The 14,028-nt window shown below is 66.7% G+C and carries 16 protein-coding genes; 6 read left to right on the top strand and 10 right to left on the bottom strand.

The window, feature by feature from the left end; genetic code table 11:
• Positions 1-6: 6 nt before the first annotated feature.
• The 5 genes from K5L94_RS01725 (at position 7) to K5L94_RS01705 (ending at position 4,827) form a co-directional block, all read left to right on the top strand.
• Positions 7-450, top strand: a complete 444-nt coding sequence (locus tag K5L94_RS01725; RefSeq protein ID WP_004153909.1) for a GatB/YqeY domain-containing protein — start codon at positions 7-9, stop codon at positions 448-450.
• Positions 451-553: 103 nt separating this feature from the next.
• Complete coding sequence (locus K5L94_RS01720; RefSeq protein WP_053448591.1) at positions 554-1,498, top strand: YihY/virulence factor BrkB family protein; 945 nt, start codon at positions 554-556, stop codon at positions 1,496-1,498.
• A 61-nt stretch (positions 1,499-1,559) separates the two neighbouring features.
• Complete coding sequence (dnaG, locus tag K5L94_RS01715) at positions 1,560-3,299, top strand: DNA primase (protein WP_053448590.1); 1,740 nt, start codon at positions 1,560-1,562, stop codon at positions 3,297-3,299.
• A gap of 27 nt (positions 3,300-3,326) precedes the next feature.
• On the top strand, positions 3,327-3,827 hold the full coding sequence (locus K5L94_RS01710) for a protein tyrosine phosphatase family protein (RefSeq protein WP_053448589.1): 501 nt from the start codon (positions 3,327-3,329) through the stop codon (positions 3,825-3,827).
• A gap of 28 nt (positions 3,828-3,855) precedes the next feature.
• Complete coding sequence (locus tag K5L94_RS01705; RefSeq protein ID WP_053510529.1) at positions 3,856-4,827, top strand: bile acid:sodium symporter family protein; 972 nt, start codon at positions 3,856-3,858, stop codon at positions 4,825-4,827.
• Between the two features lie 93 nt (positions 4,828-4,920).
• Here K5L94_RS01705 and K5L94_RS01700 read toward each other — a convergent pair whose 3' ends face one another.
• The 6 genes from K5L94_RS01700 to K5L94_RS01675 form a co-directional block, all read right to left on the bottom strand.
• A complete protein-coding gene (locus K5L94_RS01700) occupies positions 4,921-5,646 on the bottom strand; it encodes a hypothetical protein (RefSeq protein ID WP_274511871.1) in 726 nt (241 codons plus the stop codon).
• A gap of 253 nt (positions 5,647-5,899) precedes the next feature.
• Positions 5,900-6,706, bottom strand: a complete 807-nt coding sequence (locus K5L94_RS01695) for a TraB/GumN family protein (protein ID WP_274511870.1) — start codon at positions 6,704-6,706, stop codon at positions 5,900-5,902.
• A 145-nt stretch (positions 6,707-6,851) separates the two neighbouring features.
• Positions 6,852-7,745, bottom strand: coding sequence for a heme o synthase (cyoE, locus tag K5L94_RS01690; protein WP_274511869.1), 894 nt, complete (start codon positions 7,743-7,745; stop codon positions 6,852-6,854).
• A gap of 4 nt (positions 7,746-7,749) precedes the next feature.
• Positions 7,750-8,913, bottom strand: a complete 1,164-nt coding sequence (locus K5L94_RS01685) for a COX15/CtaA family protein (protein ID WP_004153902.1) — start codon at positions 8,911-8,913, stop codon at positions 7,750-7,752.
• Between the two features lie 10 nt (positions 8,914-8,923).
• A complete protein-coding gene (locus K5L94_RS01680; protein WP_040009144.1) occupies positions 8,924-9,493 on the bottom strand; it encodes a hypothetical protein in 570 nt (189 codons plus the stop codon).
• A gap of 108 nt (positions 9,494-9,601) precedes the next feature.
• Positions 9,602-10,318, bottom strand: a complete 717-nt coding sequence (locus tag K5L94_RS01675) for an SURF1 family protein (protein ID WP_053448583.1) — start codon at positions 10,316-10,318, stop codon at positions 9,602-9,604.
• Between the two features lie 57 nt (positions 10,319-10,375).
• On the opposite strand from K5L94_RS01675, the gene K5L94_RS01670 reads away from it, so the two are divergent.
• Positions 10,376-10,594: a twin transmembrane helix small protein gene (locus K5L94_RS01670; RefSeq protein ID WP_008264755.1), complete on the top strand. Its 219-nt coding sequence runs from the start codon at positions 10,376-10,378 to the stop codon at positions 10,592-10,594.
• 20 nt (positions 10,595-10,614) lie between these two features.
• Here K5L94_RS01670 and K5L94_RS01665 read toward each other — a convergent pair whose 3' ends face one another.
• Genes K5L94_RS01665 through ctaD form a run of 4 tightly spaced genes read right to left on the bottom strand, consistent with a single transcriptional unit; the run spans position 10,615 to position 13,976 of the window.
• Positions 10,615-11,490: a cytochrome c oxidase subunit 3 gene (locus K5L94_RS01665; protein WP_049457763.1), complete on the bottom strand. Its 876-nt coding sequence runs from the start codon at positions 11,488-11,490 to the stop codon at positions 10,615-10,617.
• Between the two features lie 13 nt (positions 11,491-11,503).
• Positions 11,504-12,094, bottom strand: a complete 591-nt coding sequence (locus K5L94_RS01660) for a cytochrome c oxidase assembly protein (RefSeq protein ID WP_053448582.1) — start codon at positions 12,092-12,094, stop codon at positions 11,504-11,506.
• Positions 12,091-12,360, bottom strand: coding sequence for a hypothetical protein (locus K5L94_RS21955; RefSeq protein ID WP_053448581.1), 270 nt, complete (start codon positions 12,358-12,360; stop codon positions 12,091-12,093). The genes K5L94_RS01660 and K5L94_RS21955 overlap by 4 nt, the downstream gene beginning before the upstream one ends.
• A gap of 8 nt (positions 12,361-12,368) precedes the next feature.
• Complete coding sequence (ctaD, locus tag K5L94_RS01650) at positions 12,369-13,976, bottom strand: cytochrome c oxidase subunit I (protein WP_004153896.1); 1,608 nt, start codon at positions 13,974-13,976, stop codon at positions 12,369-12,371.
• Positions 13,977-14,028 lie beyond the last annotated feature (52 nt).

The raw sequence follows: 14,028 nt of genomic DNA, 5'->3' as shown, positions 1-14,028 counted from the left end.
TTCCTCATGAGCATGAAGCAGCAGCTCACCGAAGACATGAAGGCCGCCATGAAGGCGGGCGAGAAGCACAAGCTGGGCGTGATCCGCCTGATCAACGCCGCCATCAAGCAGCGCGAAGTGGACGAGCGCATCGAGCTGGATGACACCGCCGTGATCGCCGTGCTCGACAAGATGGTCAAGCAGCGCAAGGACTCGGTCAGCCAGTTCGAAGCCGCCAACCGCGAAGACCTGGCCGAGATCGAGCGTGCCGAGATCGTGGTCATCGAAGCCTACCTGCCGGCCAAGATGGGTGAAGCCGAAATCGTGGCCGCCATCCAGGCCGCCATCGCCGAAACCGGTGCCTCCGGCCCGGCCGACATGGGCAAGCTGATGGGCGCGCTGAAGCCCAAGCTCGCCGGCCAGGCCGACATGGGCCTGGTGTCCAAGCTGGTCAAGCAGCAGCTGGCATAAGCCATTGCCGGGGTCGGATCCCTTTCGCGCTGCGGAAGGGCTCTGACCCCATCGATGCACTCGCTTCACCGCACCTTCGACCCCCGGCTGCTACAACATCCCCATGGTCGAGCCATCGCACTCCCCCGCCGACACGCGCCCCCACGGCATCCCCGCACGGCTTCGCCACTACGCTGATCGCCTGCAGGACAGCTTCCCGATGGCGGTGGCCAAGCGCTTCGTCGAAATCGACGTGCTGACCCAGGCGGCCTCGGTCTCCTTCTACGCCCTGCTGTCGATGGCGCCGCTGCTGGTGCTGCTGCTGTGGCTGACCGCCTCGCTGTACCCGCCCGCGCAACAGGCACTGATCAGCCAGATCGGCTCGGTGGCCGGCAGCAGCGTGGCCAGCGTCGCCGACACCGTGCTGCACAACGCCAACAGCCAGCCCAGCGTTGGTTCGCTGGCCGGGCTGTGGAGCACGTTGCTGCTGTTCGTCGGCGCCACCGCCGTGTTCGCCCAGCTGCAGAACGCGCTGAACCGGATCTTCCACACCAGCGGCCAGCGCCTGGAAGGCATCAAGGCCTGGCTGCGCAAGCGCGTGTTCTCGTTCGGCGTGGTACTGGCGCTGGGCTTCCTGCTGATCCTGTCGATGACCGCCACCACCGCGCTGCAGGTGGTGTTCGCGCAGCTGCCCTCGGTACTGCCTGCGATCGGCTACCTGACCTCGTTGCTGCTGTACACGCTGGCCTTCGCCTTCCTCTACCACTACCTGCCGGACCGCCGCGTGGCCTGGCGCCAGGCCTTCATCGGCGGTGCCATCACCTCGGTGCTTTTCACCCTGGGCCGCTATGGCATCGGCGTCTACATCGCTACCGTGGCCCCGGGCAGTGCCTACGGGTCGATGGGCGCGCTGGTGATCGCGCTGGTCTGGATCTACTACGCCACCGCCGTGTTCTTCGTCGGTGCGCTGATGACCGCGGTGATCGACGAACGCCAGCATGCACGGGCGCAGCTGGCCCGTGCCGGCGCTGAAGGCCAACAGGCCGGTCCCGGCATCGCCAGCGAGTAAACTAGGGGAACCTGCCGCCCCCTGCAGCGCGCCCTGGCGGCCGCGCCCCGTTCTGTTGCCCATGGCCCGTATCCCCGACGCTTTCATCGACGACCTGCTGGCCCGCACCGACATCGTCGAGGTGGTGGGCAGCCGCGTGCCGCTGAAGCGCCAGGGCAAGGAGTACGCGGCGCGCTGCCCGTTCCATGACGAGCGCTCGGCCTCGTTCACGGTCTCGCCCACCAAGCAGTTCTATCACTGCTTCGGCTGCGGCGCGCACGGCACCGCGATCAGCTTCCTGATGAATTACGACCGCCTCGAGTTCCTCGATGCGGTGGATGAACTGGCCAAGCGCGCCGGCATGGAAGTGCCGCGCAACGAGAACCCGCGCAGCCCCCAGCAGCAGGATGACAGCCGCGAGCTGTACTCGGCGCTGGAGGCGGCCACCAAGTTCTTCCAGAGCAACCTGCAGGGCAGCGACAAGGCCCGCAGCTATCTTGATGGCCGTGGCGTGGATGAAGAGAACCGCGCGCGTTTCCAGATCGGCTACGCGCCGGATGGCTACAGCGGCCTGCGCGATGCGCTGGGCAAGGACGAGCGCCGCATGAAGCTGCTCGATCGCGCCGGCCTGTTCTCCAAGAACGACCGCGGCCACGTCTACGACAAGTTCCGCGACCGGGTGATGTTCCCGATCTTCGACCGCCGTGGCCGGGTCATCGCCTTCGGCGGCCGCGTGTTCGAGAAGGACGACGGCCCCAAGTACCTCAACTCCCCCGAGACCGCGCTGTTCCACAAGGGCCGCGAACTGTACGGCCTGTGGCAGGTACGCCAGGCCAACCAGAAGATCGAGCGGCTGATCGTGGTCGAGGGCTACATGGACGTGGTCTCGCTGTTCCAGTTCGGGGTCACCCAGGCGGTGGCAACGCTGGGTACCGCGACCACGCCGGACCATGCCGAGCTGCTGTTCCGCAACGCGCCGGACGTGTTCTTCTGCTTCGATGGCGATGCCGCCGGCCGCCGCGCCGGCTGGAAGGCGCTGGAGTCGGTGCTGCCGCGCATGAAGGATGGCCGCCAGGCCTTCTTCCTGTTCCTGCCCGATGGCGAGGATCCGGACACCATCGTGCGCAAGGAAGGCGCCGAGGCGTTCAACGAGCGCCTGAAGCAGGCCACCCCACTGTCACAGTTCTTCTTTGACGAACTCACCCGCGAGATCAACCTGGGCACACTGGACGGCAAGGCACGCCTGGCCGAGCGGGCAAAGCCGATGCTGGCGCAGATTCCCGATGGCGCCTTCGGCGACCTGATGAAGCAGCAGCTGGCGCAGCTGACCGGCCTCGGCGGCAATGCCGCGTCCGCGCGCGCACCGATGCCGCAGCGCCAGCCGGCGCGCACGATCCAGCCGGTGGCCAGGCGCAGCCTGGTGCGCGGCGCGATCGCCGTGCTGCTGCAGCAACCCTCGCTGGCGCTCACGCTGGGCGGCAAGCATCACTTCCAGGGCCTGCGCCTGCCCGGCGTGGAGCTGCTGCTGGAACTGCTGGGGTTGGTCGAGCAGCGCCCGGACATCAGTACCGGCGCCCTGCTGGAACACTTCGACGGCCGTGAAGAGCAGGCCGCGCTGCATACGCTGGCGGCGCAGACGCTGCCTGGCACTGAAGCCAGCTGGACCCAGGAACTGCACGACGCCGTGGCCCAGCTGGAGAAACAGCTGCTGGTGCAACGTCTGGAGGAGTTGTTGGCAAAGCAGCGCCAGCAGGGTCTGGACGATACTGACAAGTACGAACTGCGCGAGCTGCTGAAGGCCCGCGCCGGACTGCGCCTGTAGCGGCAGATTGCTTTCCCGGAGAGGACCATGCTGCTGCGCCTGACCTGCCTGCTGTTGTTGTCGCTCTGCCTGCCGCTGACGGCCCTGGCCGAAAACGCCCCTCTCAATGAAGTCCGCCCTGGCCTGTATGCCGGCGGCCAGCCCAGCGGCACGCAGCTGCGGGCGTTGGCCGCGCAGGGCGTGCGCACGGTGATCGACCTGCGCCAGCCCGATGAGGACCGCGGCTTCGATGAAGCCGGCATGGCCGAATCGCTGGGCCTGCGCTACGTACGCATTCCCGTGGCCGGGGCCGATGGCCTGGATGCGGCCAACCTGCGCGCCGTGCACCAGGCCCTGCAGCAAAGCGCAGGTCCGGCGCTGCTGCACTGCGCGTCCGGCAACCGCGCCGGTGCCGTGCTCGCCCTGGTCACTGCACGCTACGAACACGCCAGCCCGGAACAGGCCCTGCAGCTCGGGCAACGTGCCGGCCTGACGTCGCTGGAAGCCGCCACCCGCCAACGCCTGGCCGCGCCCGCCGCTTCGCCCTGACTCCTCCGTCCCAAGGACTCTGCCCACCATGACCCGCTGGTGGTCGCGCCTGCGACCTGACAACTTCACTATCGCCCTGCTGTGCACCGTCGGCCTGGCCTCACTGCTGCCGATGAAGGGCGCCGCCGCCATCGTCCTCGACGATGTCACCACCGTCGCCATCGCCGCGCTGTTCTTCCTGCATGGCGCGCGCCTGCCGCGCGAGTCGATCATCGGCGGCATGCTGCACTGGCGGCTGCACCTGACCATCCTGGCCTGCACCTTCATCCTGTTCCCGCTGCTGGGGCTGATGTTCAAGCCGCTGTCCGGCTGGCTGCTGACCCCTGAGCTGTACCTGGGCGTGCTGTTCCTGTGCACCCTGCCCTCCACCGTGCAGTCGTCCATCGCGTTCACTTCGATGGCGCGCGGCAACGTACCCGCAGCGGTGTGCAGTGCTTCGCTGTCGAGCATCCTCGGTGTGTTCCTGACCCCGCTGTTGCTGACCGCACTGGCCGGCACCTCCGGCGGCATCCACGATCCGCTGCATGCCATCGGCGGCATCATGCTGCAGTTGCTGGTGCCGTTCGTGGCCGGCCACCTGCTGCGGCCGTGGATCGCCGGCTGGGTCGAGAGGCAGCGCGCGCTGCTGCGCTACACCGATCAGGCCACGATCCTGCTGGTGGTGTACTCGGCGTTCGGCGAAGCCGTCACCGAGGGCCTGTGGAGCAAGACGCCGCTGCTCTCGCTGCTGGCCGTAGCGGTGGTTGCCGCCGTGCTGCTGGGCATCGCCATGCCGCTGATCACCTTCATCGCCCGCCGCCTGCGCTTCAACCGCGAAGACGAAATCGCCATCGTGTTCTGCGGTTCGAAGAAGAGCCTGGCCACCGGCGTGCCCATCGCCAAGGTGCTGTTCGCCGGCGGCAGCCTGGGCGCGATCGTGCTGCCGGTGATGATCTACCACCAGATCCAGCTGATCGTCTGCGGCGTGATCGCGCAGCGGTATGCCAAGCGCGCGCCCTGACCGGGCGCGCGGGTTGTTGCCGGAACACGCATCCGCGCATGGCGTGCATCCATAGTAGATCCACGCCATGCGTGGATGACTCTCGCGGCGCCGCTAATCCACAATATCCGCAGCGATGTCGTGCAGCACTCGCGCGTTGCGCTCCACGTCGCTCCCCCGTTCGCCGGTGGCGATCAAGCTGTAGGTCTTGCTGTCTCCTGTCCAGGCAAGCTCGACGCGGGTACGGCCAGCACTGTCCGCGCTCTTCTTCACGTGCGCGGGCGCGCCTTTCACCGTTGTGTTCTGTGCCTCGGCGATGACCTCGATATGCGTGCCCGCGGCGACGAAGTTGTTCTCGCTGAATTCCACGACGCCGACACCTTCCAACTGGAAGAAACGGCTCAGTCCCGAAGACCTGCCTCCCTCCAGCGCGCCACTGGGCTCCATCCCTATCAGCTCGGCCGGACCCAGGACGCTGGCTTCCAGGCTGCTGGGGGGCTGCGGCAGGCGCTGGCGCAGTTCCGACGCCGAACGCTGAGTGCGGGGCACGGCCGCCAGCATTTCAGCCTGTGAGGGGATGTTCCCTGCTGCAGCCTGCACGACACCGTTGGATCGTTCGATGTCAGCGCGAAGCTGCTGCTTCACTTCTTCGGGCGCATCCAGGTCTGCCAACCGCACGACACGGTAGCTGCCCGCAGGCGACGTGCTCGCCTGTGCAGCCGCCTGCATGACGCGTTGCTGCAGCCATTGCCCGACTGCGCCCGCCTCTTCATCCGGTGCAGGTGCAGGTGCATTCACGGCGATCACCACGAAGGCACCGCACAGCAGAGGAAACTTCATCACGACCGCCTTGCTCCAGAGAATTGCGAGTCATCCCGCAACACCTGTATATCTGGCCTGGATCAACCGGCTTGTTGAATGAGTTTGCATCTGTGACCCATCGCGCGCAGGAAGCTGAAAGCGCGGCAAAACCCTAACGCGTGGCGGCCTGGTCAACGGGCGAAATGGCGGCCCTCGGGGGCAGAAGCCGACACTGAATGCACCGGGTTCCGCGGGCTACCATCCACGCATGGCGTGGATCTACTGGTATCCATCACGGTTCCAGCAGCGTGCCAACGCTCAGCTGCTGCATCCACACCCACAGGTCGTACTCGCGGCCGGCATGGGTGTTGACCTCCGGCGCACGCGCTGGCCGTTCGAGCAGGGCCAGTGCCTTGCAGCGATCCATGCATCCCCAGAAGTGACCGCGCAACGCTTCCAGCCGCACGCTGTAGATATCCAGGTCGCGCAGTGCCGATGCCATCGGCTGGGTCTGCATCTCCGGCGGGGCATCGGCCGGGCGCTGCAGCATGGCGTGCACGTTGCCGGTCAGCACGACCATGCGTGCGCCTTCAGGCAAGCGCCGGTACAGGCGTCGCAGTTCGGCGGCCATGCGGTCATCGCGGGCCTGGCTGCCGCCGTCACTGTGATTGACGTCGTAGCCGACCACCTCGATCGCGCGCCCCTGCGCTTTCAGCGCGCGCAGGCCTTCGATCATCGCCAGCATGTCGCGGCTGCGACGACCATCGTGCTGGTCGTCGCGCACGGTCCAGAACGCGCGGCCGTGCAGGCGCTGGCGTGCTGCGGCCCCGCCATCGGAAGCCAGGTAATCACGCAGCGTGGGGTTTTCGCCGCGCGGCAGTTCCAGTGCCAGCAGGATCGGGCCGTTACGACTGTAGTCGTCCACCAACGGGCGCACCAGGAGCGGTGTCTCGCGGGTGCCGTGGAACTCGCCCAGTACCAGCAGGCGGTGGTCACCGGCGTGCTGGCGGATCTGCGCAGCGGTGTCGTCGGCATGCGCACTGAGGGCCATGCCCAACGCCAGCAGCAGCGCAGCGGTCCAGCGGAAGATCGAATGCATCCCTGCTCGTTCCTTTCCTTGGGGTCAGGAACAGCAATGGCGACGCAGCAACCGCGGTTCAAGGTGATCCACGCCATGCGTGGGTGCTGCCGCCCTCAGATCGGGCCTGAGTCGAGCATGGCTCGACTCTACAAAGGGCAGCCCCTTACAGCCAGGGCAGGATCCAGTGATCGACCAGCAGGAAGGCGAACAGCGCCATCAGGTACACGATGGAGTAATGGAACATCTTCATCGAGAACAGCTCGTCCGGCGGGTCCAGCATGCGCCAGGCGTACCAGAGGAACACGGCGTTGAGCACGATCGCGCCGCCCAGGTAGAACGCACCGCTCATGCCCACCAGGTACGGCAGCAGGCAGACCAGCGCCAGCACCACCGAGTAGGCCATGATCTGCTTGCGGGTGTGCACCACGCCGTGGGTCACCGGCAGCATCGGGATCTCGGCCTTGGCGTAGTCCTCGCGGCGGAAGATCGCCAGCGCCCAGAAGTGCGGCGGCGTCCAGATGAAGATGATCAGCACCAGCAGCGACGAATACGCCCAGTCCGACGAGCCCTGCATGCCGGTCACCGCCGCCCAGCCCAGCATCGGCGGCATCGCGCCGGCCAGGCCACCGATCACGATGTTCTGCGAGGTCGCACGCTTGAGGTACACGGTGTAGATCACCGCGTAGCCGATCAGCGAGGCAAAGGTCAGCACCGCGGTGATCAGGTTCACCCACAGCACCAGGATGGCCATCGACAGCACGATCAGCACGCCGGCAAACACCAGCACCTGCCACGGCTTGACCTTGCCCACCACCAGCGGGCGCCACGAAGTGCGCGCCATCTGCGCATCGATGTGCGCGTCCAGCAGCTGGTTGATCGCTGCGGCCGCCGAGGCCGCCAGCCAGATGCCGAGGAAGCCGAGCAGGCCGGCGCGCACCTGCTCCCAGCTGGGCACGCCGGGGATGGCCAGGACCATGCCGACCAACGCGGTGAAGACGATCAGGGCGACGACCTTGGGCTTGGTCAGGTCCCAGTACTGGCGGTAATTGGAAAACATGGAATCAGTCCGGGGCACGCAGGCGGGCCAGCAGGCTGACCAGCACGAACAACAGGGCAACGGCCACGCCGTTGTGGGCCACCGCCACTTCCAGCGGCAGCGCCAGCTTTACATTGAGGATGCCGAGGGTGACCTGCAGCACCAGCAGCGCGATCAGCGCGCTGGCCCAGCCACGCATGCTCGGCAACCGGAACAGGCGCACGCCCAGCCACAGCAGGTAGACGGCCACCACCACCGCGAACATGCGGTGCGCCATCTGGATGGCGATGCGCGACGCGCCGTCCAGCACGCCGCCTTCGTAGTCCACGCCGATGCCACGCCACAGGGTGAAGCCTTCGACGAAGTTGTGCTGCGGCCACCATTGGTTGGCGCAACGCGGGAAGTTGTCCAGCGAGGCGCTGCCGCCGCCGCATGCAAGTGCGGCATAGTTGGCGCTGACCCAGCCACCCAGTGCGATCTGGGTGACCAGCACGGCCACGCCGATGCGCAGCAGCCACTTCAGCTTCGGCGCTTCGGCCAGGGTGATCGGCATGTGCGTCGCGCGCCAGGCCATCCACACCAGCAGGCCGAACATCAGCATGCCGCCCAGCAGGTGGCCCATCACCACGATGGGCTTGAGCAGCAGGGTTACCGTCCACATGCCCAGCAGGGCCTGGAAGATCACCACCGCCAGGGTCAGCAGTGCAGCGCGCGCCAGGTCGATGTTGCTCCAGCGCAGCGCGGCGATCAGCAGGATCGCCTCGCCGATCAGCGCCAGGATGCTGGCGGTGCCATGCCAGCCCATCATGTACAGCGGTATGCCGGCGGCCACCAGTACGCAGGCGGTCACCACCGCCGTGCTTCCGAAGCGGCGCTTGCGCGTGGCCAGCAGGGCCAGGGTCAGGATCTCGATGCCCAGCGCACCGGCCAGGAAGCGATGCACCTGTTCACGCCAGGCCTTGTGGGTCTCCAGCGGGCGGATCTCCGCCGCCGGGTGGCCGATGGTCTCTTCCACGTGCTGCGGCCAGGTGGCCTGTCCGTAGCAGGTCGGCCAGTCCGGGCAGCTCAGGCCGGCATCGGACAGGCGAACGAAGGCGCCGAACATGATCGTGCTCGCGGTCATGATCATGGCGAACCACGCCAGGCGGTGGAAATTGCGGTGCAGCGCCGGACGCGCGGAAAGGCTCATCAAACGGGACTCACTTCAGTTTCAGCAACGTGGCCATGTCCTTGCGCAGGCCACCGAGGTCGGAACCCGGGGCATGGCGCATGATCACGAAGCCGTTCGGATCGATCACGTAGACCGGCAGTCCCGCCGGATCATCGACGCCCGGCAACGCCGCGCGCAGGGCTGGCGACGGAGCCAGCGGCCGCAGCGCGGGCAGCGAGGCGATCGACGCCGGTGGCGTACCCAGCCACAGGATCTCGACATTATCGGCGTTATGGCCGAACAGCTGCCACACCTTGCCCAGCCCCTGCGACAAAGTGACGCACTGTGCATCGCAGGCGCCGGCCGGGGCCACCAGCAGGCGCCAGGTACGGGCCTCGGGATTCCATGGGTAAGGCTGGCCGCTGGCCAGGGTCGGCGCCTGCTGGCGCAGGTCCACCGGTGGCTTCAGCAGCTGGCCGGCATTGCGGTGCCCGGTCGGCTGCCAGCCCGAGAAACGCAGCACGGCGGCCAGCGCCACCGCCCCGAAGAACACGGCAAACAGCAGTACCAGGGTCCGGCGGCCGGAGCCGCGCGCCTGCGGGGACGTAGCAGTGTTCATGCGGGGCATTTTCTCACGGTTGGGAAAGGGATGCGGGTGCGGTACCCCGGTAGATCCGGCCGCTGGCCGACATCCAGGATTCCGGGGGATGCCGGCCAGCGGCCGGCACTACCGGGCGATGGGGCGTCTCCTGCGCCGCTCCAGCACCAGCGCGACCACCAGCACGGTCAGGGCCAGCCCGAACCACTGCACGGCGTAGCCCAGGTGGCGCTGCGGCGGCAGCGTGTTCGGCAGCAGGTCCAGGTCGCGCTCATCGCCGAATGGCAGCGCCGGGTCCAGGCGCAGCACGCGGTCGGGTAGCGCCTGCAGCCCCAGCGCGCGGGCCAGGCCTTCGGCGGGCAGCCGGCTGGCCAGCCAGCGCCCGGCCTCACCCGTCGCGGAGAACGCCGGCCCCAACGCCAACCCCGCCGACGGCGGCGGCGCCAGCAAGCCACGCACGGCTACCGGCGAAGGCGGTGCAGGCAGATCCGGCAAGCTGCGATCCGGTGGCAACGCGCGCCAACCGAGATCCACCAGCAGCACACTGCCGTCGTCACTGCGGAACGGGCGATAGATCTTCACTCCGGCGCGGCCATGCCGGGTCTGGTTGTCCAGCAGCACCACGCCGGGCAGGAAGCGGCCGTGGTCGGCCACGCCGTGCAGCGCACCGGGCGCCGCGAGTGCCTGCGCCAATGGCAACGCCTGTGCCACTGCTGGACCCTGCGCATCCAACATTGCCTGTTTGGCATGCATGCGCTGCAGCTGCCACAGTCCCAATGCGCTGAAACCGGCCATCGCCAGCACCGCCAGCAGCCATCCGATCACGCGCGTGTGCTGGCGCATCATGACAAGTCCGCGCAAACGCGGTCAGATAGGCGCATCCACCCTGCCCTCGAGCCGCGCATGAGTGATTCGCTGAAGACCCTGCTGGTAATCGCGTTTCTGATCGTCATCGTCTGGAATCTGGGCGCCGGCCTGTATTACCTGCTGGTCGACCGCGGCCAGACCAAGCGCACGGTCAACGCACTGACCCGCCGCATCGCGGTGTCGGTGGCCTTGATCGTACTGGTGATCGTGAGCATCTACATGGGCTGGATCAAACCGCACGGCATCGGTGGCTGACCCCACCGATCCGCGCGTGGTCAGAGCACGTAGACGAACAGGAACAGCATCAGCCACACCACGTCGACGAAGTGCCAGTACCACGCGGCGGCTTCGAAACCGAAATGGTTGTCGCGGGTGAAGTGGCCCTTGGCCGAACGCAGCCACATCACGATCAGCATGATCGTGCCCAGCAGCACGTGCGCGCCGTGGAAGCCGGTCAGCATGAAGAACGTCGACCCGTAGATGCCCGAGCCCAGCGTCAGGTTCAGTTCCTTGTAGGCGTGGATGTATTCCTCTGCCTGCAGGGTCAGGAAGCCGAGACCGAGCACAACGGTCAGGCCCAGCCAGATCAGCAGCTGGCGGCGGTTGCCGGCCTTCAGTGCGTGATGGGCGATGGTCAGGGTCACGCCGGAAGTGAGCAGGATCAGCGTGTTGATCAGCGGCAGGCCCCAGGCCGGGATGGTCTGGAACGCACCACCGATCGCCGCAGGACCATTGGTCGGCCATCCAGCGGAATAGCCCTGCCAGAGCAGCTCGTTGGTCATCACCCCGCGGCCTTCGCCGCTCAGCCACGACAGGCCGAGATTGCGGGTGTAGAACAGCGCGCCGAAGAAGGCGCCGAAGAACATCACTTCGGAGAAGATGAACCAGACCATGCCCATCCGGAACGAGCCGTCGACCTGGCGGTTGTAGTTGCCGGCCTGCGATTCGCGCACCACGTCGCTGAACCACCAGAACAGGGTCAGCACCAGCATCGCGATGCCGATGTAGAACGTCCAGCGTCCCCAGCTGGCATCGTTGAGCCAGCTGGCCACGCCGACCATGGTCACCATCATCGCGATGGAGCCCACGAACGGCCATTTGCTCTGGGCCGGGACGAAGTACACGTTGGCGTCGGTCGGTGTCTGGGCCATGTCGGTATCCGGGTCAGGGTGCGGCGTGCGCGCCTTCCGAAGTGGCGGCCGGGGCCAGCCGATCGGACAACGCGTCGTTGCGGTAGAAGGTGTAGGACAAGGTGATCGTCCTGATCTCCGGCGGCAGGTCCGGATCGACGATGAAACGTACCGGCATGTCGCGCTTCTCGCCGGCCTGCAGCGTCTGCGCGGTGAAGCAGAAGCACTCGGTCTTGCTGAAGAATCCCGACGCGCGCGCCGGTGCCACCGAAGGCACGGCACTTCCCACCACGGCCTGCGTGCTGTCGTTGCGGGCAAAGTACAGCGCTTCGTTGAGCTCGCCGGGCACCACGTCCATGGTCAGCTGCTCGGGATGGAACGACCATGGCAGGCGCGAATTGACGCCGCCATCGAACTCGACGCGCACGGTACGCTTGCCGGCCACCGCGCCCGCGCTGGCCTCGCTGCCGGGGCCACGCTCCAGGCGCACGCCGAACACCTTCTCGCAGGCGATGCGGTACAACGGCACCAGCGAGAACGTCAGCAGGAACACCGCTACCGCCACGCCGATCAGGCGCGGCAGCCCGGCGCTGCGTGACGGGGTGCTGGCCGGTGCGTCGCTCATCGGCCGATCACCCCGCTGAGGATGAAGCCGACGTAGACCAGCACGGCGATGGCGCCGACCCAGGCAGCGGTACGCTTGGCACGCTGGCGCTGCTGTTCGACGCTTCCGCTCTGGTAGAGCCGACCGCTGGTCGGCTGCTCTTCGCTGTTGTAGAGCCGAGCCATGCTCGGCTGCTTTTCGTCAGTCGAGCATGGCTCGACTCTACCCAAGGCATCAGCCGAGCCTTGCTCGACTCTACCGATCGGAAGCGGGCTCTCGTTATGCATGACCCACCTCAATGCGTGATGTCGTCATGCGCCAGGTCGCCCGGGCGGATGGTCGGCGGTGTGGTGAAGGTGTGCGCCGGTGCCGGCGACGGCAGCGTCCATTCCAGGCCACGCGCACCTTCCCAGCTGCGCGCCTCGGCCTTTTCACCGTTGCGCAGCGAGGACAGCAGGATCGCCGCCATCATGAACGGGGTGACGAACATGCCGAACGCACCGATCGAGCTGATCAGGTTCCAGTCGGCGAAGGCCACGCTGTAGTCGGGAATGCGGCGCGGCATGCCGGCCAGGCCGAGGAAGTGCTGCGGGAAGAACAGCAGGTTGACGAACACGATCGACCACCAGAAGTGCACCTTGGCCCACTTCTCGCTGTACATGCGCCCGGTCCACTTCGGCCACCAGTAGTACACCGCGGCGATCAGCGCGAACACCGCGCCGGTCACCAGCACGTAGTGGAAGTGCGCGACCACGAAGTAGGTGTCGTGGTACTGGAAGTCCGCCGCCACGATGGCCAGCATCAGGCCGGAGAAGCCGCCGATGGTGAACAGGATGACGAAGGCCACCGACCACAGCATCGGCGCCTCGAACGTCAGCGAGCCACGCCACATGGTGCTGACCCAGTTGAACACCTTCACGCCGGTCGGGATCGAGATCAGCATGGTGGCGAACATGAAGTAGATCTCGCCGCCCAGCGGCATGCCCACAGTGAACATGTGGTGGGCCCAGACGATGAACGACAGGAACGCGATCGCGGCGGTGGCGTATACCATCGCCTGGTAGCCGAACAGCGGCTTGCGGCTGAAGGTCGGGATGATCTCGCTGACCACGCCGAAGGCGGGCAGGATCATGATGTAGACCTCGGGGTGCCCGAAGAACCAGAAGATGTGCTGGTACATCACCGGGTCACCGCCACCGGCGGCATTGAAGAAGCTGGTACCGAAGAACTTGTCGGTCAACAGCATGGTCACCGCACCGGCCAGTACCGGCATCACCGCGATCAGCAGGAACGCGGTGATCAGCCAGGCCCAACAGAAGATCGGCATCTTCAGCAGGTCGATGCCCGGCGCGCGCATGTTCAGCACGGTGGCGATGATGTTGATCGCGCCCATGATCGAACTGATACCGGCCACGTGGATCGCGAACACGCTGAAGGCCACGTTGTAGCCACCCTGCAGCGACAGCGGCGGGTACAGCGTCCAGCCACCGGCCGGCGCGCCACCGGGCAGGAACAGGGTCAGCAGCAGCAGGCTGAAGGCCACCGGCAGCAGCCAGAACGACCAGTTGTTCATGCGCGGCAGCGCCATGTCCGGCGCACCGATCTGCAACGGGATCATCCAGTTGGCCAGGCCGACAAAGGCCGGCATCACGCCGCCGAAGATCATCACCAGCGCATGCACGGTGGTCATCTGGTTGAAGAACTCGGGCTTGACGAACTGCAGGCCCGGCTGCGCCAGCTCGGCGCGGATCACCACGCTCATCGCCGCACCGATGATGAACATGATGAAGCTGAAGCCCAGGTACAGCGTGCCGATGTCCTTGTGGTTGGTCGAGAAGAACCAACGCTCGAAGAAACTCTGCTGGTGATGGTGATCGTCGTGCCCAACTGCCGAGTGCGCCATTGCAAAACACCTCTCAGAATCGGTTGTCACCGCAGCCGCAGGCGGCCGCGGG

The sequence above is a fragment of the Stenotrophomonas forensis genome, assembly GCF_028752115.1.
Lineage (GTDB): Bacteria > Pseudomonadota > Gammaproteobacteria > Xanthomonadales > Xanthomonadaceae > Stenotrophomonas > Stenotrophomonas forensis.
The sequence above is the reverse complement of the archived record's forward strand: the minus strand, read 5'-3'. Positions and strand labels throughout refer to the sequence as shown.